A 22,424-nucleotide genomic window follows, 5' to 3' on the forward strand; every position below is an offset into this window, starting at 1 on the left:
ACAAAAAGAAGTCTGATTTGTTCTGTAAGCCAACGAAATAATGCAGCTAATAATTCTAAATTTTCAGTTTTGTTGTTTTTGTTTATAAAATTTGCTGGACAAGTACTAATCACAATACTTTAGATAAAAGTCTTCGATTTTTTCTTGAAATTCTTTTGTAGAAATGGTTCCTCGTAAATCAAAGTTGTAAACATCTCCATCAGTAAACTTAATTTGATTTTTATAGGATAATTTTTCGGATTCTTGTTTATAGCAGCCCACGTCTTCAAATTCAGCCCAGGTTTTTGTTTTAAATTCTTTCGTATTAAAATTATAAAATTGCATTCCTTTAATATCCATATAGAAAATAATTCCTTGATGTTTCATTAAAAAAAGTAAGTCGCTAAGACCTTGAAAGAAAAAAATACTGGAAATTCGGAATGCCACAACTATTAATAGTAAAATCGGTATAAAATTCCAAAGGGTTATTGTATTAAAAATCAAGAGAATACTTGCTAAAGTATCCTTCTTGAATAAGCCATAAAGTAAATAAATGCCGTAACTGACACCAGCGATAATGCCACCCATTATGGATGAGCCAAATAGCAACATTTTAAACATATCCAGTGTAGTGATTTGAAGTTTTAAAAAGTTATCGTTCACTTCCATAGCCAATGTCCTAACCATTTTTTTAATTTTTTGTGAATTCAAGCATCCGAAAATTTATCTACACTAATAGTATATAAATTTTTTGAAAGAATGACTATAGTTTTTCACATGTATTAGGTAAGAATGATACTGATTTAGGTTCGGAAAGATGGACGCGAGGATATTTCTTGTTGTTCCCTTGTTATAATAGAAGAAAAAGATAGCAAGAAAGGAGGACTCACTCATGAAGGAAGAAAGGATTAGGCACTATTTCTCTATGTGGGTCACGAGAGATTTTACATCTCTAGATTCGTATTTTTCTAAGGATATCATTTACCGTGAATGTTATGGAGCAGTCTATGCGGGTATAGAAGAAATCCATCTATGGATCAATGAAATGGTACAGAAGCAGGTTGTTTTAAAGTGGGAGATAAAGGATATTTTTCAAGTAAGTGAAGACCGCTTCTTTGTAAGATGGTATTTTGAGGCAAGAGAGGAACAACTTTATTCCTTTGATGGCGTATCAATGATTCGGTTTGATGGAAACACTATCCAAGAAATAGAAGAGTACGAAGCGACGCATGAAACGTTCAGACCCTGCAAAATCACTGGAAAAGAATGATTCCCCATAACGCCCAGGAACTTTTTGTCCCATAAGAGTCACTAGAAAAAGCAACCGCTCTCCAACAGTGTTTTATTTCCTTGATTTTGTGTTTTTTGCTATTATTAGTGGGCATCACACGAACGGATGTTGAAGAATGAAAAAGGGCTGTGCCTCAGAGAATTCCTTGCCGTTATGGAAGGGCTCATCGGGGGATACTGGCGGCTCTCGTCACCCTCTTCATCATCAAAAGGAGGAAAACATGACGATTCAAAAACGAGCCAACGCAGCCATCGGATTAACGATCCTTGTTGCGGTATTATTTCTAGTGTTGCCCATGACGCCGCTTGCTGGTGCGATGAAGGGCATCGGCTTTTTATTCAATGCACTTTTCGCAGGACTTATTGGTTTTTTCTTTTTAAAGGACGATTTTATCCAGCAATTTAAGCATTTCAAATTCAAGACGCTCTTATACGGTATTCCGCTGACGATCCTTACAGGCGTTGCATTCGGACTGCTTTTCCATATGATCGCAGGAAAACCAACGACCAATAGCATCGATTCATCGATCTCCCTCGTCTTCATTTTGACGCAGATTCCATTCATGCTGATGGGGGAAGAGCTGATCTCGACGAACTTGCTGATCGCGTTTGAAAAGAAGGGACTGTCCTTTACTGTTTCGTCGGTGCTCGTCGCACTGCTCTTTGCCTTCTGGCACGTCACGGCCTATGGCTTCCATCCGCTGCAATTACTGCTGACACTGGCGCCGCTTCGTCTGGTCCTGAACTTTTTATGGAAACGGTCCAGCTCCGTGTGGGTATCTTGGATCTGTCATTTTCTCTACGACATGATCAGCTTGTTGCCGATGGCATTTAAGTAAAAATCAAGAATACACAAAAAGGCTCAAATGGTCCTGCCGTTTGAGCTTTTTTAAACTTCTCTGGTCCATGAATCTAAAACGTGAACTCCCGCATGAAGGCAGAGGAGAGTCGGATGGTGGCGAAAGCCAAGAGCGTTCCTGTTATTGCCGCAAGGAGCAACGCATAGAGAAGAGGGTGCTTCCGCGTTGTTTTTTTCAGGAAATAATAGCTGATTAAAAACGGGATCAAGTAAGAAAAGAGAATGATCCGTGAGTGATCTAAAGTGATTGAAATAGTGGTCGTTCGCATGAGAGCGCTCCTTTTTTGTGAGAATGGCGAAAATCAACGGTTATCGAGGCGGTAATAGTCGGTAGTGCATGAGGTACAGAAAAAGACTCACAATCAGGAGTCTTTCCGAAGCTGGTCTCTATCTTTCAAATTGTTGGAAATGGTGATTCCTGTGATCATCCCACAAGCAGCCATCGCAATCCACCAAATGGCTACGATAGGCAATACACGCCGTATTTTCAAGTTCATCCCCCTCATTTCAGTATGCCGTATTAAGTGGGGATGAACAAGGGGAATCAGCCTTTGAGACAGAATAATTGGGAAGTAGAACGTCGTGCAATGGAGAGCATGGTGGAGAAAAAAGTCACTGAGTATTTCGCTTGATCTTTCTGAAAAGGAAAACGACTAACGGAATCGGGAGTTCGATCAAAGCAATTAGAAAAAATGAGTGGTAATCCGTTGAACGCATCACAAAAAAGAGAAAGGTTAGTGCTACCAAGCTGATATATTCACTGAAAAATTTATAGGGAAGGCGGATTGTTTGTGGCTATCAAGTAAAAAAACGAACTAGATAATTAGTTCGTTTCAGGTGAACGATCATTCTTAATTTTAAATATAGCGCTCACAATTAATAAAGATGTAGAAAAGCCTTTCGCAAATTCTAGAAATGAGTTGTTCTGAATGTTGCCTAGAAAAAAGCACAGCACCGTTAGAGCAATAGAAAATTTGAAAAAAGCGTGATAGTTTTTAATCAAATCAACAACTCCCTTTTCCTTTTAGTATATCAAATGAAAGAAGGCTTAAGCAATGGAATTAGAGAGTAAAAAAATAACAATAATCACGTTAGTTAGTAACCGGAGAAAACAGCCCAAGTTTGGGGCTATCGAGCAAAAAACTCCTATCTTTTGTTAGGAGTTTAGGGATTAATTATTTGAATCATAGGTTCATAGCAAGAAGGTTGAGCAATTTTGCGCTGATCACGCCTTCTCTATTAGCACCACATTTTTTTAAACATAACGTAAAAGACTTTTCGTTTCTATTGATAAAGAATACAAAGGCTATTTTAGTAAATTTAAATTAAACAATGCCTGGTCGTAGTTTTCAACATAATATCGAATATTTTTACGGTCTCTCTCTATAATAATGTGTCCTTCAGCGATTAATTTTTCTTTTTGTAGCGCAATGCCTCCAGGGTACTTCGGATTTAACTCACCTTTTGTTTTTAAAGTACGCCAGTATGGTATTTTATCTTCAGTTCGTTGATAACTTGCCCAAGCACAAATGGATACAAAAATTCCAGCAGTCATAGCTTCCGTGAAGTCAGCGTCATTTTCTTTGGCTAAGTATTCTCGAATAGTTGCCACAGTTATTAGTTTTCCTTTAGGGACATTTTTCATGATGTCGTTGTAAGTAAGAGCTGGGGCAAAGAACATTTTCTCGCCACCAAATTTACGAATAGCATCAGGATCGGTAAGAATTTGAATTTTTGGCATATCGCTTTTTTTATGAAGCATTGCATTAAAATCTTTTTTATCTTCGTTTGCCATAAGATAACCTCCTAATTAAAAATGGGACGAAAAATAGTAAAAAGAAAAAAGTTAAAAAAAGAAGAACGCTTCCAGATCCATGATCAATCATTTTTTCCTTCTTGACGTAATAGATTCTAATTTTAGACTAACTTATTCACATTTTGAAAGCAATATAAAAAATTAGAAAATAGGAAAGTTACGAAATTTGTTACCTAACTTCTTTATCTATAGGAGTAACGATTAAACTACCATCTGGATTATAAAGAGGTGTCACACCGCTTGTTGGGACGCAAAGATAATTTACCCCGGTTGTTTCATCAACGATAACCAAATATTGATTTTTATTAGCTTTAACAATTCAAATAGTTAGCGTTTTCTAGAATAAATACCAAGACCAAAGCAGGATAAGCATGGAAGAACATAACCGAGTATTCTATCAATAACCAGATAGATAGTAAACGTTCGATGAAAACAATGACATCTAAATACATTCTGAAATTAGAAAAAAGCATTCCAAGAATGCTTAAAGGGTCAAGCTCTTTTATAAAATTTTAGTGCAGTGGACAGAATTATCTCACCAAGACAAGTAATGATTACTGCAACCAAAATTTTTAAGATAAAATTTGAAAAGAAATCCGAAACAAAAATCATAATTGAGCACAGAATAAAGTAATAAATTAATGATTGTACGGCCATACCATTCTTTTTAAAATACAAAATAATCACCTTCAATTTTTCTTTTAAGTATACCACAAGAAAAAGTGACAAAAGTTTATGTAGTTAAATTATTTAAAGTGATTTTTATGCTAGCTGAGAAACTAGCGTCAGGGAAGGTGCGGTATTTGGGGCTATAGCAGAGTTTTGAATAATAAGTAAACAGTCAAAAATTGCCTGCTCACTTATTATTCAGTTCCCAAATCCTATTTTTTAAAACCTACAGCAACACGATTTGTACCTGTGTTAGAACTAAGAAAAACATTAATCACGTGCCCGTCTTTTGGAAAGTACCCTTCTTTTTCTTTATTGCTGTTAAACTCTTTAAGGGAATAAAGAACAATATGATCAAACTGCATGTAGCTCACCTCTTTCTTGTTCAAAATATAAAATAAATTTTAATGTATATGAAGAAAAAGAGCAATGTGGATTTTTAAATAATTCTGTAAGCGGAGGAAGCAACATAACTCTAATTGTTGGAGTTATTATATAAATAAAAAGCCATCAAAAATGATAGCTCTTTCTTAACAGTTATCGTTTTTTGAAATAAATACCGAAACCCCCAAATAATAAGCAAGGGAGAAGATAGCCGAATGTTCTATCAATGATCATATCGATAGTGATCATCCGATGAAACACTAGTAAGTCTAGAGATATTCTAAAAGCTAACAGAATAAATAGAACAAACGAAAACGCAAAAAGACACCTTGATATAACCTGATTAGTTACTTTCAAAATACCACCCCTACAAATTTTATCATATTAATGATTTTAAAAAAAGTTGGTTATACAAAAAATCCTAAGAATTGTTTATAAGATTCTTTCAGACCAAACCAATGGGGTAAATAAAAAATCCTCACTAGATGCCGCGAACATCTAGCAAGGAACAATTAAAAAAATTTTCCACCTCAATTATAATACGGGTAAGGATTTTTTGCACCTTTTCAAATAAATAGTTTCATTAAAAAAAAACCACATAATATACATGATTTTAACAGTGTATCAAGCTACAATATTCCTACTATCATTAAAATTGCTCCCGGTAGATTTGCCATGGAATGCATGAGGATGCTAGAAAAAATATTCCGGTTGTGCTTGCGATAAAACATTGTTAACGCAATAGACAAAGGCAGATAGTAAAAAAATTCTCGCCAATTATAAAGATGAATACAGTCGAATATAATTATCGAAAGAAGGGTCATGGTTGTCAGGAGCACTTTATTTTCTTTATCTACGAAGCCCATAAACGATTCTCTGAATGTAAATTCCTCAATAAAGGGTGTAAAAACGGACAACATGATGCAAGTCAAAATCGGTGGAATGGTATTAGCCATATTTCCTACAGTTTCTGTGTTGTCAGTCTGAGAGGTTCCGCTAACTAGAAATTGTAAAAAGTAGGAAAGTGCAATCGCAATAACGAGCCAAACAACAGTAGATAAAAAGAATTTTTTCCAATTACCCGTTTCAGATTTAAAACGAGTCCAGGAATTGGGGATATTTTCTTTCCAAATGAACAAGATAATAATAAACAATACTAAGTATACGGTAAATGAAGCCCAAGAATTAGACATTCCTAGGTGTACGATGATTTCCCAAAGACCAAAGTTGATCAGAAAGAAAATAACGATAGTTGCGATTGACCGGGGTAAGAGTTTACTGTTCATAATTTTATTCTCCATTGAAAATGATTTCGAACAATAACTATAGCATTTATCGTTCATTAAAGTAAGGTGGGTAAAAGATTAAATAGTTGTTAGTTAGTTAACGGAAGGGGCAGCATCAGAAAAGCGCGGTGGTTGGAGGTATCACGTTGAAATGTATGAATGAATAGTTAAATAGAAAAGCTTATTCTATTTTGTAAATGAAGCAGATTAGGTTAAAGATTTTTGACATTAACTTTTTTTGCTTCATTTCTCCAATGGTAATCGCTTGTGAATTGGCCTTGTCAGAAACAATACGTATGGATAAAAAGCTTAAAAAGCAACATTGGGCTATTGAGGCTGATTCCATGTCAACACAATCAATGTGAAAGTCATTTATTAAAGATGTTCTTTGTTCAGAAGTGGTGACGAAACCTTCACCAGTACCAAAAGTACCTACTTTTAATGAGGGATCATGTTTTGAGAACGAATGAAGGATGTCTTTATCGGCTTCATAAAAAAGTTGATAAGGAAATTTAAGTTGCGATTGTTTTTTTCGAATGTCGTAGTGACAATAGTTCTTTCCGAGGTAAATATCTGATAAAGAAGAATCAGAAGATATTCCTCCACAAATACCGATATTAAGAACCAACTCTGGAGAAAATTTTTCAAGTAGCACTTGGGTATAAATGGAGCTATTTGTTTTGCCTTGACCGGAGCACAGCAAAATAAATTGATGGATGCCTTGATTTGAAACATAAAATTTTCTGCCCAGATACTCGAATTTTTGTACGGGAGCTAGCCTGTCTATTAAAGGCTGGATCTCCAATTCCATTGCGGAAACAATGCCAATTTTCATAATAGAACCTCCACGCTGATTTTAGAAAAATTGTACCATAAAAAAAGAAGGGAACATGCGAACAAAAAAATCCGTTACTGGAGACAACGGTATAGCTTCAACGCCCGCTGTGCAAATTTATCGGCAACAAAAGGGTTTCGATACCGAGCGATAACTTAAATTTATTTGAACGAATGAGCGATATTGCGTAAAAAAATGTACGTACTACGGATTATAGGAAAACACTTCTACGAAACGTCGGTACTCACTGTAAATAGATAGTATAATTAGATGAAACTAGTGCAAGGCGGTGATTCTTTATGGATACAGTAAAAACACGCAAACAAGGAAATGCTGTAATGATAACACTAGCCAGTAAATTTGATGTGCCAGCGGGGAAAACCTACTACATTTCTCAAGAAACGGATGGAACGATATTATTGACCCCTAAAGTAGAAGACTATTTTGCCCAAGCGAAAGCAAATGAATTTGTTGATAGTGAGGACGAAGGGGTAAATGACTTTTTTGTAGAAAGCGAGCAACTAGATGACTAGCCTTAAATCTAATCATTGTCTGTCCAATTACAAGCACAGACAAAAACCGACCTTACTTTGTTGAAATCGACAGCGATGTTTTGAAAAAGGGTAGCAAGGTGGATGCTAAACAAGTTTATACGATGGATTTTACCGAATGTGGAGGTAGGAATGTTGAGATACTTGGTGAAGTATCCAAAAGAGAATTTATCAACATCGCACAACACGTCCAGATGAATTTTAATTTTCCAATCTGATAGTCTGTGGGTCATCAGAATGAAGCTAGAATTGAGAGAACAAAGTGATAAGCTCCTTATAAAGTAGACAAGGAAATCTACCTTATAAGGAGTTTTTGTCTATCTACGAGAAGTATTTATTCTTCAGAAAGAGAGACTAACGGCTTTTTGAGGGGGTCTCTCTATCGTAATGGAGGAGTGAGGAATGCTCTTGTAAGTGGGGTATCAAGAAAATTTTGATCTTTCCTGATGGAAGTAGTAATTTATTTTTTTATTGATCGTTTGAGCGAATGCGATTTCTCTTTTCGTACTTTCTCCGATATATCCATCAGGATTAATCACAAAAATTTCATCTGACACAGAAATATTTTTTAAATGAATGTTAGATAGTTGATCTATACATTTCTTATCTGGTCTAAAATCAATTGAATGCTCAAAAAAGCAAGGTAGCAGAACAGCATTCCCTTCAAGCGTTAATTTGGCTTCTATTTCTTTAAACAAGTTTTTGAATTTTATTGAACCGCATAGAGTTATGATTTTGATATCAGATATCATGGATTTTCACATTCCCTTTAATTAATTAGATTTTAAACTTAAAGTATTTTTATAAGTATATCAATATCAATTTTAAAAAAATCAAAGTTACTTTAACGGAAAAACTAGCGTCAGAAAAGCGTGGTGTTTAGAGATATTAAGTAAATAAAAGTGTCATCAAAAGTGATAGCTCATTTCGAGTAGTTAGCGTTTTTTTAAATAAATACCAAGACCAAAGCAGGATAAGCAAGGAAGAACATAGCCGAGTATTCTATCAATAATCAGATAGATAGTAAACGTTCGATGAAACACAATTATATCTAAGTACATTCTGAAAATAAAAAAAAGGAATACCAAGAACGCGACCGCAATGAGCCCCTTTGACCGAATCTTATTATTTACCTTCAAATAATCCTCCTTTCAAAATTTTATCCTATTCATAATTTGAAAAAAAGTCAGGTACTGGAAGAAACAGCATCCGAGAAGGTGCGGTGTTTAGGAGAACATTGTTTACAATATAATAAAATGATAGGCAGCTATATTTTTTTCAGTTCATTATTGATCAACTGGAGCAATTGTTTTTGCTCTTTCGGAGATATCCATTCGCTAAGACGAGCTGTCGCAATTGGAAGAAACCAGGTTTCTAAAAGCTCTTTATTTGAATTTGAAAGGTTCAAATACTCGGATAAATAGATTTTAGCAATATATTTTTGAAATAAACGAATTATTGTTTTTACTAAAATGTTTCCATGAGGGAACTCTCCATAACGCAATACAATGTAAGTTCGGGCAACATCCACGAATTTATTCCCCACACAGGAGGTCATCCAATCGAGTATCACGGGAGAATTTTGTTCGATCATAATATTTCCTGGATGAAAATCAAAATGGCATAGACTATTTCCGGCAGGTAATGATTTGACATAGTCTTTTATCTGCTTTTTTGTATACGCATCAATTACTGAGACGTTATCTATATCGGTAAATAGCTTGTCTTTTAATGAAAATTTGTTTTGATAAACGTGATTTTTATGAAGGTCAAAATGAAACTGAGCGAATTCTTTTGAATAGCGTTTCGTTTTGTTAAGGGATTTTAGCATTAATTGAATCATATCTGTTCCCTCAACTTTGGAATAGATGATTCCGATTCGATTATCGATTTCTATCAAACCAAAATTTTTAGGCACATTGGGAATAATAGACTCTATAAAATCAGTACGTTCAAGTTCATTATGAATAATCGTTTCTGGAACACCCGGTCGGAATAGTTTGACAATTTTATTATTATCAAATTCATATATTTCTGCTGTATTTCCTTGCCCGATGAGTTTCATATGTCTTCCTTTCAATTGTTTATACTATGTATTGTCACATTGGCTTTTTTATTGTCTAGTTGGCATTGCTAGTTAAAAAGATAGGAGATATTGAAAGGTAAGAAAAAGATGAGCTGTGAAAAAGCGATCTAGAGGTCAAACAGCATCCGAGAAGGTGCGGTGCTTAGTTATCAATGTTTTTTGAACAACAACAATCACCCCATAAGCGCACGAGATAATTAATGGAAGATGAGCACCAATCATCTATGGAAGCATGTTAGATACAACTATTGCTGCTAGATACCCTATGATCAGGCAGGCGATCCATAGTACGATTTTTTTTAAAAGTGAGGTTTTGTTTTTCATAACGAGACATCCTTTCGCTTGCTTAGTAGTTAAAGTATATATTGGCTAATTGAAAATTACTAGATAGTAAATGCAGTTACCGGAGGAATTAGTTTCTTTAAATGGAAGCTATGTTTAAAAGTTATCCAAATACGATGCCGGAATAATCTAAAAGAGCATGGATCAGAACTGGAACAAACAACGTCCCACTCTTTTTATAAGCTAGGGCAAATAGTCCGCCGCCAATGATTCCTTGGCCTAATAATTTGCCTGAAATGTTTATAAATAAATCAGCAGGTGATCCGTTCGCAACAATTGTCGGCAGTATGCCGTGCATGGCACCGAAGAACAAACCGCTAATGATGATCGCTGTTTCAAAATTATAGTCTTTGTCTATCTTTGTAAATAAGAAGCCTCTGGAAATAAATTCTTCAGAGAAGGCGACCACCACTAAATAAAAGAACGCTAAATAAATCCCTTTTACGGTGAAATCTCCGTGAAACAAGAACATAGCGATATAACCAAAAAGTAATGAGAGACTTAACCAACGAGAGTTCGTCGTAAGCCCTACGTCACTGAAGGGTCGTTTAGTAAAAAACATAAAAGCAAGAATAACAACGACAAATAAGAGACTAATAATAAAATCTGTCAGAAGCTTAAACCCAACATTCTGCGAGGAAACGTCATTCGATCGAATGAGCCAGCCGTTACGCCACAAAAAAGAATGACTAAAGTAAAAAAATACTCCGTAGATAATTGTAAGACTCACCGGGGCTAAACCGTTTTTTATAGATGTCATCATCGTTTCCTCCGATATGCTTAAATCTAGGATTTGTTCTACCAAGTACAAGTCACTACTTTTTCCCATAATCTGAAATGCTCCCGATAGTTGAGAGAAAGAGGGTGTCGCAAAAAATCCTAGAGTCCTCTAAATAAGTGCAACGCTATTTTTAGGAATCATTCAAAGGATACTATACTTATCGAAAGTTTTTATCTTAACTTAAAGAGAAAATCCTTCAATTAATTAACGAAGACAAAATAATTTGGGAAAACAGGCGCTCGTTCTTCAATAGGTGATGAACAAAACTAGAAGGATCAATAGGATATAAATAACCAACCCTATTGGATTTCTCGGATTTAATGTTAGGCCATAACCTATGGGTCTGGATGCAAGGACTTTTTTCTGCTCTTTTGGGACGAGAATCAAAACAAGTAGGGCATTCATAATAAGAACTAATGCCATGATTATGCCGATGTAATTAATCGTTTCATTTAAAAGCAACGTGTTTTTTAACGTGTAGAGAACGGCAAGGATCAACGTAAATAGGACAAGTGCTATACCAACTATTTTATTTTTAGTCATTTAAAACACCTCCAAAAACTTTTCACTTTTAGAATAGGACTGTTGGATTTGTAAATCAAGAGGAATTCCGAAAAGTGTGGGCGGGTCCAGTATTTGGAACTATCGCGTAAAAAAAGAAACGCAAAGAGAGGGGGTCATAATGAAGAGGGTAATTTTTGAAGGATAAAGTAACCTAGTATCATTCCTAAGATGAGCGTGATCAGGATAGATAAAAGTAATGGTCGTTTTACTTTCTCTCGTTTCAGAAGCCAGTAGCTTATGGGCAGCGGGGCTATAAAGCATAAAACCAACACGATAATTTGGAAACTGTTCAAGTTGATAGTAAATGTAGAGACACTCACCGAATCACTCCTTTTGAAGCATAGTATAGCAGAAGCAAGCAGGCGTTGAGAATACAGGTTTCATTTTATAGAGGAATTTGATGGGACGGGAGGGCTGTCCGTTTATATACTTGCAGCAGAGGCCCTAACACACAAAAATAGTATCAATACATCGGTGAGCGGCACCAGAGTTAGCTAGATAAAGCAGACAAAAAGGCAGCCATTTCTGACTGCCTCAACATTGATCCAGCGATTTATTTTAGCTAGACCATGAAATAGTACCAAAGATACTAAAAAACGCAACCGCGAACGGTAAAAAGTACAAAATGAATTAGAAAAATTATGCAATAAACAAGCTCACACGAAATGTGGGACGAAGCTTTAAGATAAATAGACATGAATAAATTGCATATTGAAGTATAGAAAAGAACGTTTGATTCTTTATTTATGATAGCGAATCTGCTATCATATAAGTATGGAGAAACCACAATTTGATTTCATTAAAAGATTGGATGGTACAAGCGAATTTGAAGACTTTCTAAATTCGATACCGGAAAAAGATTCTGCAAAATTATTAGCGACAATCAGTAAAACAGAAAACCACGGATTGCTTGTAGCACAAAGAATGGAGTGGGTCAAAAAAATAGAGGCCGATTTGTTCGAGTTACGATCAAAAGTAGGCAGTAATATTCAACGAGCAATCTATTTTCAGAAGGTCGGGAATGACTACTTGATCACACATGGATTTACGAAAAAACAGCAAAAGACACCCAAAAGTGAAATCCAGCATGCTAAAAGTGTCAGAGAGAAGTATGAGAAAGGAGAACTTCTATGAGTAAAATTGATGAACTGATCAATAAGAAAAAAGCGGACAGTGTCTCATTTGCGGAAGCCTATGAAAAAGAATCGCAGCGCTTGGATGTGGCAATAGCCCTCACGCAATTACGAGAAGAATTAGGTGTATCTCAGCGTGAATTAGCTGAAAAAGTAGGGAAGCCGCAATCCACGATCGCACGAATCGAAAATGGTTCCATGAATCCCAGCCTAACTATTCTTTATGAAATTGCAGAAAAAGTGGGAAAAGAATTACATGTCGAATTTAAATAGCTCAAATGCCAACGTCCCCTTTTTAATAATGCCCTCACAAGCAGTGAACAAGAGATTTACACGAAGAACTGAATGATCGTTGCTATTCTCAGGAGTAGCAGGGATCGTTCAGTTTTTTTATATAAAAAACACGTTTTAAAGAAATAGCAATAGTAAAAATAATGAAATGTATTCAATTTTTACGAAATTTTTTAAAGAATTGGGTATTTTACTCGTCGAGTTATCGTTACCTTGGATGAGGGGGGTTATGAATGGAAAGAGCTGGGGTGTTTTTAAAAATCTTTGTATTATAAGTGTTTGTGCAGATTTTTTGCTTTGATAAACGGTGTTGGGTTTCTAATTTACAACTAAAACAATTGTTTTTTTATTTAAAAAATGTCTAACGGATAAAAAAATAAAGAATAACTATTGAAATTGGGAATTAGAATGTTACAATAACAGAAAATACATAGAGCTTATCATGCGGGGGTGCATTAAAATTAGAGTGGTAATCGTGACAAAAAATATCATGAACGAGTTGGCGATGCAGCAGAAGTTGCAGAAATTAAATTATGAGGTCCTTTGTTCTACGTCGATCTTTGAAATGATCTTGAAGGATGACTATAGTTGGAGCCCGGAATTTTATCAGGTCGTCATTTTGAGTGAGACGATCACAAACAAAGAGTTAGAGGAAATTGTTCCGAAATTGAAGGAAAAAGGGAGACCCGTGTTTAGAAAGTATCTAGATGATCTGTCAACAGGGGAACAGAAAAAATTGGCCTTTTTAGCGATTGATCAGTGGTTAAGTGAAGATACGGCGGCTAATGACTTACGGGAGTTGGTCAGCAATGAGCGTACGTCGGCCGTTGCTTCGACTCCAATTGAAGAGGAGCAGAAACCCGTCAGAAAGACCTTGGATTACATTTTAACGAACTTTACAAAATCCGAGAAGACCCTTTTTAAACTGTTGTACAAATCAGAGGACTCTTTTATGACGCGAGAGGATCTGTGCATGCAAATTTGGAGTGTGCAGCCAACGGATTCAAGACTTGCTCAAGTTTCCGTTTTAGTAAATTCGATCCGAAAAAAATTACTTAAAAAAGGCTTTTCGCCAAATACGGTAGAGACCGAATGGGGAAAAGGGTATCACCTATCAAAAGCCTTTTGTGCGAGCCATAAAGATACATAAAATAGCGCGTTGTCATTCATCTTGTGACAACGCGCTATTTATTTTTCATTGATCAACAAAGGGGCAATCAAGGGCTTTTTGTAGTTAACGTTTCGGTAATCAGTATTTTTTAAGAATTTACTATCTCGCTGTATATAAAAAAGAGAATAGCAGCTTGTAAATTCTTCTCGTATACGTCATAATTCACGTGAAAACGTACGTATAGAAAGAGGGGCTTGTCATGAAAGTAATGACACCAACGAATTTAAGAAAGAGCTTGTTTGAAACGTTGAAAGGTGTAGCAACTGACAACAATAAAATTGAAATTTCATTAGCGAATAAAGATGAGGCAAATGACGGCGTAGTGATGCTGTCCAAGCGTGAATGGCGTGCAATTCAAGAAGAATTATATTTGTATAGAACAGGTACCCTGGGCAATGTGTTGAGTCTTATGGAAAGCGAATCTGATGATGATTTTGAGAAAGCATAATTAAGTGACTAGAAGGTATTGGTTCATAAGGAAGTTAAAAAAAGCATCTACCTTTGTTAGAAAAAATCCATTTGCTATCTGACTATGATGAAATCATCGAGACGCTAAAAAAGAATCCCTACACGCAAGTTAGAAATTTCGAGCAATTGCGTCCCAAAAATAAGTTGTTATATTCTATGAGAATCAATGGAAAACACCGAGTCGTCTATACGATTGATAAGGTGAATAAGGTAGTAAAAGTATATTCAGCGTGGTCACATTATGAAAATAATCTACCCAAATAGATGAACGTGAACAGAAGCTGTAAGTGGAGGGGAATCGTTGAGGCTTGATTTGACTGAAATTTTTTTAAAGAAACAGCTCAACGTTTAGCGTTTCTTTTTCAATCACTGTCTTTCAAGCAGTACACAAGAGATTCTACACGGAGAACGGAATGATCCTTACTACTCTCAGGAGTAGCAGGGATCATTCCGTTTTTTATTTTGCTCCATCTTCTTCATAAGCGGTGGAAAGCTTGAATTTCTTTTTTGCGATCGCAGATAAGGCGGCAGCGATCTTGTCGTAATCGGAATCGATCAGTTGCATATGGCAGTAGACGATGGGTTTGTTCAATCGTAACGAGGGGATGACCGAAGAGGACAGCGGAATATCGCTAATGATCAAATCAACCTCTGTTGAAAGGGTATTGACCACATGCAGATTGTAATAGGTCGAGAAATAATGCAGGACTTCTTCTTGGATCGTCTGCTTCGACAGGGCCGTCAAAAAGGAAATATTGATCGGGGCCGTGTATTTTTCCAAGTGAATATGGCGATCGTAAATCAAACAATATTCGGTCGCTAAATACTCTTTATAGTTCTCAAATGACTTGAATTCCGCGGTCTGCATCTCAAGGGCGATGATTCGCTTGATTTGTTTTATTTTATGACGCTTTCGTCGGTCTTTGTCCACGTTCAAATAATCGGTAAAAATATCTTTTAGATGGGTCACGATCGTTCCCACAAAGAAAATCCGATAATGGAGGCACAAAAGCGCGTAATGGATCGTGCTCCGTTCCTCGGAAGACAGCGGGTTGTACAGATGATGGTCGAGTCTGTCTAGCAGGTGGGAGGCGAGACCAGGGACGCCCATTTCTTTGATCTGACTGTCGCGCAGTAAAAAATCAGGCGCCGCTTTGATCGAATGATACCCGCCCATCGCGACGAGTGCGCTGCACAACAGTTGGGAGAAACGCTTTAAATGTTCGTCTGAATGACGAGGTAAAAAACGTTTCATTTCCTTTGACAAGCGGCTGAAGGACAGACGGTTGGCGGCGGAGTAGGGGGTATACAAGGAGATGCGAACCTCTTCTTTTTTTACGAGCCGCCCTTGACGTTCGCGAAACAGGTGTACGCCCAAGAAGTAGTGGACTAAAAAGAATTTATCCAAGGAGGGGAGCGCATAGACTTCCTTTGGACAGGCGTCTAACGCCTCGGACATGTCTAAAAAACCGTACGCGCGAAAAGGCCACTTCTCTGCGCCGTAGCCTGTGACAAATAAAACGGTGTAGAAAAAACGAATATCGATCTCATTTCCGTGAAGAGACACCTTTCCTTTGGCGGAAATACTCAGGGAGGTTCGGTTCAAAAAGGAATTGATTTCTTGGATTTTTCTTCGGACTTGAATGTAAGGAATATCGAGAAAATCTGCTAGCTGCTGCAGGGTGCCAAAGGAGTGTTGAAACAGCGCTTCGAGTAACCGAAATTTAATGGATTTGCGAATATAGGCATTCAAAAACATCTGCAAATTGACCGATTCAGAAAACTGCAAGGTGAAAAGGAAGTTTGTCGACGAATAATCAAAGACGACCAACTCAGCGAAGTCAAAAAGGACGATGTCTTCCTTTATCGCCTCCACGAGCTTCAACACGGTTTGGTTACTGACGCCTAAAGAGGCAGCCAAAGAATCCAAGGGACACGTTTGCCGCTCCGCTTCGAACACGGTTCTTAAAAGACGCACTTTTTTCCGATCTGCTTTATCAACTAATACGTCCATTGTCCTTCCCCCTCGTAAAGATTTTCTCTCTATATATAAAAAACATACCATGAAAAAATAGCAATAGCAAAAATAATTGACACGCGCTCAATTTCCACGAAATATTTACAACAAATGAGCATCTCTTTTGTCCCATTCTTGTTACTATTAATAAGGAGACCCCAAAAAATAGAGAGTCAGAATAATCAAATGGAAGGCTGTTTTTAAAGGTTTAACGAGAAGCGGATGCGTTTGGGAAACGGTGGGTTATTCCTATTCATCGACTACAGGGTACAGTTTTTCTATTTCAAAAAAGAAGGACTGGGAAAAACAAACAATAACTAGTGAAAGTAGTCACTATAGTATTAAGATAACAAAGAGTTGATAAATGCTTAAAGGACGGGGTGCATTAAAATTAGAGTGGTAATCGTGACAAAAAATATTATGAACGAGTTGGCAATGCAGGAAAAATTACAGAAACTAAATTTTGAGGTTCTCTGTTCTACCTCGATTTTTGAGATGATCCTGCGAAACGACTATACGTGGGGACCTGAATTTTATCAGGTCATCATTCTGAGTGAAACGATCACGAACAAAGAGCTAGAGGGGATCGTTCCTAAATTGAAGGAAAAAAAGAAAACAGTGTTTAGAAAGTATTTAGACGAGGTCCATCCAGAAGAAGAGGAAGAACTGGCGTATTTAGAGATGGATACATGGCTCAGTGAAGACATCCCTTCGAATTTACTGCGGGAAGTGATCAGTAAAGGCGGTGCGTCCACCGAGCAGCAGCAGAAATTCATCATCGACTCATTGGATCATCTATTAATGGATTTCACCAAAACTGAGACGAGCCTTTTTAAATACTTGTACAAATCCGACGCCACCTTTGTGTCGCGAGAAGATCTGTGCTGGCATATTTGGGACACGCACCCAACGAATTCAAAGCTTGCCCACCTGTCAGTGTTAGTAAATTCCATCCGAAGAAAACTCATTCAAAAAGGGTTTCCGCCAAATACGGTAGAGACTGTCTGGCGAAAAGGCTATCACCTGACAAAAGATTTTTATGCTATTTACAGAGACATCCAGTATTAAAAGCGAAGGGAAGAAGCCCTTCTGATTTCAGAGAGACAAATAGAGCGTTGTCACGAGAGGAGTGATGACGCTCTATTTAGTTGAGTGGAATTATTGCCTGATATCATAGTCTAGTCCTTCTTTTATGGAAGCAAACCACGAGATGGGGTTCGAATAAGATAACTCCTAAAATAATGCACGTATGTGGTCAAATTGGGAGATTTATCTAGATAGTGTTAAAATAGAAGAAGAATATAGCCAAAATAGCAAATTATAAAGTGGGTTCTTACTTATTTAAAATCTCTTTACTTTGGAAACTAGAAAGGAGAGGACAGAATGCGAGCAAGTATTTGGAAGCGTTTTATAAACGGAGAGAAAGCGGTTCTTGATGAATTACCGGAAAAAATAGCGACATCTTGGGGAACGTGCTATCAACAAGGAATTGATCCTTATGTTTATAAACCTCAAAAAATATTATCTTTGCAGGAATTAAAAGGTCAACAGCGGAAGAATCAAGACATGATTCGTCATGTAGAACGAGAAATTAGAAAAGTGAAGAAAAAACTACAATTAAAAAAGCCACTATTTATATTAACGGATGAAAAAGGGCGGATTCTTTGGCGAGATGGGAACCATGAGGCAAAAGATTTTGCTAATTTGATGTTTTTCAGAGAGGGAAGCCGTTGGACAGAAATAGATGTTGGAACAAATGCCATCGGTTTGGCACTTGAATCAAAATCAACTGAATCGATTTCTTTAGAAGAACATTATTCCATTGCTTCTCGTGACTGGAGTTGCGCGGCGGCGCCTATTTTCGACGGAGAAGATAAATTGGTAGGTATCTTAGATATTTCGACCTATAAGAATGAATCAGCGAAGGAATATCTTCTTCTGCTTACTGCTATTGCCCAAAAAGTATCTAATTATCTAATGCGTGATTATTTAGAAGGAGAAAGAGAATTACTGCATTACGTGACCAACTACTCTGAGCAAGAAATCTTATGTAACACGCAACATCGAATCATGTATGCACCGCCTGCACATCAGCAACTGTTTGAGGTAGGTAAAGATATCCGTGCATACTTAACAAGTGCGCTACTGTATAACGAAAATCCTATCTTAATGGATCAACGTGTGATTGGTTATCGATACATGATTTATTCGTCTACGGCAACGAAGCCTTATTATTCTGAAGGGGTTCTTAGTAGAAGTGCACGCTACAATGCCTTTTTAAAAAAAGCATTGCTTTTAGCTGAAAGTAGCCTACCGATTCATATTTATGGCGAGTCAGGCAGTGGAAAAGAAGTGGTTGCTCGAATGATTCATTATAATAGTGACGTTCAAGATGGACCGCTGATTTCCGTTAACTGTGGGGCAGTTAGTGAAAATCTGTTGGAAAGTGAACTTTTTGGGTACGCACCGGGAGCATTCACTGGGGCTAATGCTCAAGGATACCAGGGAAAAATTGAGCAGGCAGATGGTGGTAGTTTATTTCTAGATGAGATTGACAGCATGCCCGCTAAAATGCAAACAGCGTTGTTGAGAGTTTTAGAAGACCATCAAGTAACACCGATCAGCGGCGTTGCTAAACAGGTCTCTTTCCGTTTAATTACTGCAAGTAATAAAAAACTACAGCAACAAGTATCTCAGCATGAATTTCGTGAGGATCTGTTCTATCGAATTTATGTGGGACAACTTTTTTTGCCACCGTTACGCGAGCGTCTTGAAGACATCGTTCCTTTAATTGAAAAATTTTGTCAAGAGAATAACTGGTCTATCACTTGGCAACAAAAAATTGAAACAGCAGCACGCACCTTTTCCTGGCCTGGAAATATTCGGGAGTTTAATAACTTTTTACAACGTCTTTATGTGTTTTATTTTGACCAAGAACCTACACTTGATCAACTAAATGAATTAATCCTTTCCGGGAGTCTGTTGAACGTCACTAATCTAGCAGAAGAAGTGCCTGAAGAAAAACGTGAAATACAATTAGCTTTGGAGAAAACAAATTATCATGCCACAAATACAGCTAAAAATTTGGGGATTTCCCGAGCAACGTTGTATCGAAAAATGAAGCAATACAATATAGAAAAATAATCGGTACCTTTTGATTCTTGTCAGATTTAGAAAGGGATAGGAAGTAAATGTACCTCATAAATAGATAAGAGAAGACAAGCCAAACGGGCTCCATCGTTTAGCTTGTCTTTTTTATTGTGAATATAGATTGATACACTTTGAGACAAACCGTCTCATAAGTGAGTCATTAAGAAAGAGAAAAAGAGAATCGAAAGCGGGTAGTCATCGTGCTATTGTCAAAATTGTGAACGCTTTCATTTGAAAACAGAGGCATTAATAGTTGAGGAAGTGTATATAAATAAATCAAAATGGCTCTCTTCGACTTAAGAAAATTGATTTAAGGGCTGATCAATTGAAAAAATATTCACAAAATAAAAAAGTTGGCATAGTTTTTGCGTTAATTAGGATGAAACGGAAATTAAGGGAGGGAGATCTTTTATGACTATTTATGATCTCATTGTGATCGGAGCAGGTCCAGGTGGATATGTTGCAGCAATCCGAGCGGCACAAAGAGGGAAAAAAGTTATTGTGATTGAAAAAAAAGCGGTGGGAGGTACCTGTTTGAATGTGGGATGCATTCCATCAAAAAGTTATTTGCAACACGCACATTGGCTTCTGGCTGCTGAAGAAGCAAGCCATTATGGATTTGTAAAAAAAACTGGAAGTGTTGATTTTAAAAAAATGGTTCAGAGAAAGGATCAGGTAGTTCATACATTACAAGGTGGCATTAAGCACCTCTTTCAAGCTAACCAAGTTACGTACATCGAAGGAGAAGTATCAGAGATAGGCGGGACAACTGTCAAAGTAGATGGCCAAACGGTTACTGGTAAAGATATTTTACTGGCCACAGGCGGACAGCCATTTGTACCGCCAATTGATGGATTAGATACTTGTGAGTACTTAACAACGGACACTTTTTTCTCTATGAAAGAGTTACCAAAAAAGCTGGCTATTATTGGTGGAGGAGTGATCGCCGTTGAATTGGCTTTTGCTATGAGACCTTTAGGAGTGGAAGTGGCATTAATAGAAGTTGCATCAGATATATTGCTGACCGAAGAAAATGACGCAAGAAGCGTGATTAAGAAGAAGCTAAAAAGCTTAGGTATAGACATAGTTACTCAAGCTAAAATCAAACGAATTAAGGAGAATGAAATAGAATTATCCGATGTAAAAATAACTTATGATCGCTTGTTGATTGCTGCAGGAAGAAAGCCCAACTTGGCTTTGGCGGAGAAACTTGGTGTTCAATTAGATCCGGCGAAACGCTTTGTACAAGTAGATACGTATTATCAAACAAGTGTGCCTCATGTGTATGCTGTGGGTGACTTGATTGGCGGATATCAATTGGCTCATGCAGCAAGTGCTGAAGGCTTAAAAGCAATTGATGCAATTTGTGGCGACCCATCATCACCAGTAGACATGTCAAACATTCCACGCTGTTTGTACACCGATCCAGAAGTAGCAAGTTTTGGGTTGAGCGAAGAAGAAGCAAGGGAATTATATGAAGTCGATGTAAAAAAAGTTCTATTCTCGGGGAACGGAAAGGGGATCGCCGCAGGAGAAACAGAAGGATTTGTGAAAATCATTAGTGATAAAAAATATCATCAGATACTTGGAGTTGTGTTAGTTGGAAGTCATGCCACTGAGATGATTCACACATTGTTAGCAGTTAAAGTGTCAGAAGGAACGGTAGAAGAGATAGCAAATATGGTATTTGCACACCCAACTTTGTCAGAAGTAATTGGAGAAACAGCCAACGGTTTGCTTGGAAAAGCAATTCATGGATAAAAAAAGGAGGAATTAAGTATGGCAAAAGAAAACGTATCAACAGAAAAAGCACAATGGATTTTAAAAACAATGTACGATATTCGAAATTTTGAAGATGAGGTTCATCGCATTTTTACAACAGGTGAAATTCCAGGATTCGTTCATCTATACGCAGGGGAAGAGGCTATCGCAACTGGTGTATGCGCACATTTGACAGATGATGATTACATTACGAGTACCCACAGAGGTCATGGACACTGTATTGCCAAAGGGTGCGATCTTAATGGCATGATGGCAGAAATTTATGGAAAAGAAACTGGGTTATGTAAAGGTAAGGGCGGTTCTATGCATATCGCTGACATTGATAAAGGAATGTTGGGGGCGAATGGCATGGTTGGCGGAGGATTCCCTATCGCAGTTGGAGCCGGGTTACGGAACAAATACTTAAAAACGAAAGATGTTGCGATTTGTTTCTTTGGGGACGGGGCAGCGAATGAAGGAACGTTCCATGAAGGAATAAATATGGCGGCAATTTGGAATCTACCCGTTGTATTTGTAAATGAAAACAATTCTTTCGCGGAGGCGACTCCACAGTGGTACTCATCTGGTTCTAAAACGATTGGAGAACGTGCTGCGGCATATGGCATACCAGGGGAAACGGTAGATGGGAAAGATTTAATCGCAGTTTATGAAGCAGCAGGGAGAGCCATCGAGCGGGCGCGTTCTGGAAAAGGACCGACATTGTTAGAGTGTGTCACATATAGAAATTACGGACACTTTGAAGGGGACGAACAAAAGTATAAAAATGATGCAGGGAAAGAGAAAAAGATTGCTGACGTGGATTGCATTACTGCTTTTAAAGACTATGCCTTAAAACAAAAGGTATTGACTGAAAAGGAAGTCAATGAAATCGCTAAAGCTTCAACTGAAGACATCCAAGCAGCAATCACTTTTGCTCAGGAAAGTTCAGTTCCGAGACCGGAAGCGCTGTTTGAAGACGTATACGCATAAA

26 protein-coding genes are annotated in these 22,424 nt (G+C 37.3%); 13 read left to right on the forward strand and 13 right to left on the reverse strand.

Annotated elements, in window-relative coordinates; genetic code table 11:
• Positions 1 to 105: 105 nt before the first annotated feature.
• Entirely contained in the window at positions 106 to 648 is a 543-nt protein-coding gene (locus tag I592_RS15515; RefSeq protein ID WP_010778743.1) for a hypothetical protein, read from the reverse strand.
• Between the two features lie 223 nt (positions 649 to 871).
• Between I592_RS15515 and I592_RS15520 the strand changes: the two genes are divergently transcribed.
• Together I592_RS15520 and I592_RS15525 are read left to right on the forward strand one after the other, a co-directional pair.
• The gene (locus I592_RS15520; protein ID WP_010778742.1) at positions 872 to 1,249 is read left to right on the forward strand and encodes a nuclear transport factor 2 family protein; all 378 of its coding nucleotides are present in this window, start codon (positions 872 to 874) and stop codon (positions 1,247 to 1,249) included.
• Positions 1,250 to 1,385: 136 nt separating this feature from the next.
• Positions 1,386 to 2,108, forward strand: coding sequence for a CPBP family intramembrane glutamic endopeptidase (locus I592_RS15525; RefSeq protein WP_010778741.1), 723 nt, complete (start codon positions 1,386 to 1,388; stop codon positions 2,106 to 2,108).
• 73 nt (positions 2,109 to 2,181) lie between these two features.
• On the opposite strand, the gene I592_RS15530 is transcribed toward I592_RS15525, so the two are convergent.
• The 7 genes from I592_RS15530 to I592_RS15545 all read right to left on the reverse strand — a co-directional run bounded on the left by I592_RS15530 (position 2,182) and on the right by I592_RS15545 (position 7,118).
• Positions 2,182 to 2,397, reverse strand: coding sequence for a hypothetical protein (locus I592_RS15530; protein ID WP_010778740.1), 216 nt, complete (start codon positions 2,395 to 2,397; stop codon positions 2,182 to 2,184).
• Between the two features lie 93 nt (positions 2,398 to 2,490).
• The gene (locus I592_RS22180) at positions 2,491 to 2,619 is read right to left on the reverse strand and encodes a hypothetical protein (RefSeq protein ID WP_257007169.1); all 129 of its coding nucleotides are present in this window, start codon (positions 2,617 to 2,619) and stop codon (positions 2,491 to 2,493) included.
• Positions 2,620 to 3,434: 815 nt separating this feature from the next.
• Positions 3,435 to 3,923: an MGMT family protein gene (locus I592_RS15535; RefSeq protein ID WP_010778738.1), complete on the reverse strand. Its 489-nt coding sequence runs from the start codon at positions 3,921 to 3,923 to the stop codon at positions 3,435 to 3,437.
• Positions 3,924 to 4,113: 190 nt separating this feature from the next.
• Complete coding sequence (locus I592_RS22300; protein WP_371191034.1) at positions 4,114 to 4,236, reverse strand: DUF6440 family protein; 123 nt, start codon at positions 4,234 to 4,236, stop codon at positions 4,114 to 4,116.
• 589 nt (positions 4,237 to 4,825) lie between these two features.
• Entirely contained in the window at positions 4,826 to 4,978 is a 153-nt protein-coding gene (locus I592_RS21695; protein WP_010778737.1) for a hypothetical protein, read from the reverse strand.
• A 648-nt stretch (positions 4,979 to 5,626) separates the two neighbouring features.
• A complete protein-coding gene (locus I592_RS15540) occupies positions 5,627 to 6,283 on the reverse strand; it encodes a CPBP family intramembrane glutamic endopeptidase (RefSeq protein ID WP_010778736.1) in 657 nt (218 codons plus the stop codon).
• Positions 6,284 to 6,464: 181 nt separating this feature from the next.
• Positions 6,465 to 7,118 (reverse strand): 5'-methylthioadenosine/S-adenosylhomocysteine nucleosidase, encoded by a 654-nt coding sequence (locus tag I592_RS15545; protein WP_010778735.1) that lies wholly within the window; start codon positions 7,116 to 7,118, stop codon positions 6,465 to 6,467.
• A gap of 299 nt (positions 7,119 to 7,417) precedes the next feature.
• On the opposite strand from I592_RS15545, the gene mazE reads away from it, so the two are divergent.
• Positions 7,418 to 7,651: a type II toxin-antitoxin system PemI/MazE family antitoxin gene (gene mazE, locus I592_RS15550; RefSeq protein WP_010778734.1), complete on the forward strand. Its 234-nt coding sequence runs from the start codon at positions 7,418 to 7,420 to the stop codon at positions 7,649 to 7,651.
• Between the two features lie 14 nt (positions 7,652 to 7,665).
• A complete protein-coding gene (locus tag I592_RS15555; protein WP_257007183.1) occupies positions 7,666 to 7,887 on the forward strand; it encodes a type II toxin-antitoxin system PemK/MazF family toxin in 222 nt (73 codons plus the stop codon).
• Positions 7,888 to 8,091: 204 nt separating this feature from the next.
• On the opposite strand, the gene I592_RS15560 is transcribed toward I592_RS15555, so the two are convergent.
• From I592_RS15560 to I592_RS15580, 4 genes are all read right to left on the reverse strand, one after another.
• Positions 8,092 to 8,367 carry a hypothetical protein gene (locus I592_RS15560; protein WP_208856171.1) on the reverse strand — a complete coding sequence of 92 codons (276 nt, stop codon included), beginning with the start codon at positions 8,365 to 8,367 and terminating at the stop codon, positions 8,092 to 8,094.
• 569 nt (positions 8,368 to 8,936) lie between these two features.
• Complete coding sequence (locus I592_RS15570; RefSeq protein WP_010778732.1) at positions 8,937 to 9,734, reverse strand: aminoglycoside phosphotransferase family protein; 798 nt, start codon at positions 9,732 to 9,734, stop codon at positions 8,937 to 8,939.
• A gap of 466 nt (positions 9,735 to 10,200) precedes the next feature.
• Positions 10,201 to 10,926: a CPBP family intramembrane glutamic endopeptidase gene (locus tag I592_RS15575; protein ID WP_044926667.1), complete on the reverse strand. Its 726-nt coding sequence runs from the start codon at positions 10,924 to 10,926 to the stop codon at positions 10,201 to 10,203.
• A gap of 198 nt (positions 10,927 to 11,124) precedes the next feature.
• The gene (locus I592_RS15580; RefSeq protein WP_010778730.1) at positions 11,125 to 11,421 is read right to left on the reverse strand and encodes a hypothetical protein; all 297 of its coding nucleotides are present in this window, start codon (positions 11,419 to 11,421) and stop codon (positions 11,125 to 11,127) included.
• A gap of 795 nt (positions 11,422 to 12,216) precedes the next feature.
• Here I592_RS15580 and I592_RS15585 point away from each other — a divergent pair.
• The 5 genes from I592_RS15585 (at position 12,217) to I592_RS15605 (ending at position 14,769) form a co-directional block, all read left to right on the forward strand.
• Complete coding sequence (locus tag I592_RS15585) at positions 12,217 to 12,576, forward strand: type II toxin-antitoxin system RelE/ParE family toxin (protein WP_010778729.1); 360 nt, start codon at positions 12,217 to 12,219, stop codon at positions 12,574 to 12,576.
• Positions 12,573 to 12,848, forward strand: a complete 276-nt coding sequence (locus tag I592_RS15590; protein WP_010778728.1) for a helix-turn-helix transcriptional regulator — start codon at positions 12,573 to 12,575, stop codon at positions 12,846 to 12,848. Before I592_RS15585 ends, I592_RS15590 begins: the two co-directional genes overlap by 4 nt.
• Before the next feature lie 493 nt (positions 12,849 to 13,341).
• On the forward strand, positions 13,342 to 14,016 hold the full coding sequence (locus tag I592_RS15595) for a helix-turn-helix domain-containing protein (protein ID WP_049944367.1): 675 nt from the start codon (positions 13,342 to 13,344) through the stop codon (positions 14,014 to 14,016).
• Positions 14,017 to 14,236: 220 nt separating this feature from the next.
• Complete coding sequence (locus tag I592_RS15600; RefSeq protein ID WP_010778726.1) at positions 14,237 to 14,485, forward strand: type II toxin-antitoxin system Phd/YefM family antitoxin; 249 nt, start codon at positions 14,237 to 14,239, stop codon at positions 14,483 to 14,485.
• Between the two features lie 71 nt (positions 14,486 to 14,556).
• Entirely contained in the window at positions 14,557 to 14,769 is a 213-nt protein-coding gene (locus I592_RS15605) for a Txe/YoeB family addiction module toxin (RefSeq protein WP_244265220.1), read from the forward strand.
• 193 nt (positions 14,770 to 14,962) lie between these two features.
• Here I592_RS15605 and I592_RS15610 read toward each other — a convergent pair whose 3' ends face one another.
• Positions 14,963 to 16,519 (reverse strand): helix-turn-helix domain-containing protein, encoded by a 1,557-nt coding sequence (locus I592_RS15610; protein WP_010778725.1) that lies wholly within the window; start codon positions 16,517 to 16,519, stop codon positions 14,963 to 14,965.
• A gap of 408 nt (positions 16,520 to 16,927) precedes the next feature.
• Between I592_RS15610 and I592_RS15615 the strand changes: the two genes are divergently transcribed.
• From I592_RS15615 to I592_RS15630, 4 genes are all read left to right on the forward strand, one after another.
• A complete protein-coding gene (locus I592_RS15615) occupies positions 16,928 to 17,590 on the forward strand; it encodes a helix-turn-helix domain-containing protein (RefSeq protein ID WP_049944366.1) in 663 nt (220 codons plus the stop codon).
• Between the two features lie 315 nt (positions 17,591 to 17,905).
• Positions 17,906 to 19,666: a sigma-54-dependent Fis family transcriptional regulator gene (locus I592_RS15620; RefSeq protein ID WP_010778723.1), complete on the forward strand. Its 1,761-nt coding sequence runs from the start codon at positions 17,906 to 17,908 to the stop codon at positions 19,664 to 19,666.
• Positions 19,667 to 20,083: 417 nt separating this feature from the next.
• The gene (gene lpdA, locus I592_RS15625; protein WP_010778722.1) at positions 20,084 to 21,433 is read left to right on the forward strand and encodes a dihydrolipoyl dehydrogenase; all 1,350 of its coding nucleotides are present in this window, start codon (positions 20,084 to 20,086) and stop codon (positions 21,431 to 21,433) included.
• 18 nt (positions 21,434 to 21,451) lie between these two features.
• Positions 21,452 to 22,423, forward strand: coding sequence for a thiamine pyrophosphate-dependent dehydrogenase E1 component subunit alpha (locus I592_RS15630; RefSeq protein WP_010778721.1), 972 nt, complete (start codon positions 21,452 to 21,454; stop codon positions 22,421 to 22,423).
• The last annotated feature ends 1 nt before the right edge of the window (position 22,424 follow it).

Origin of the sequence: Enterococcus gilvus ATCC BAA-350, from assembly GCF_000407545.1 — a bacterium.
GTDB classification, from domain to species: domain Bacteria; phylum Bacillota; class Bacilli; order Lactobacillales; family Enterococcaceae; genus Enterococcus_A; species Enterococcus_A gilvus.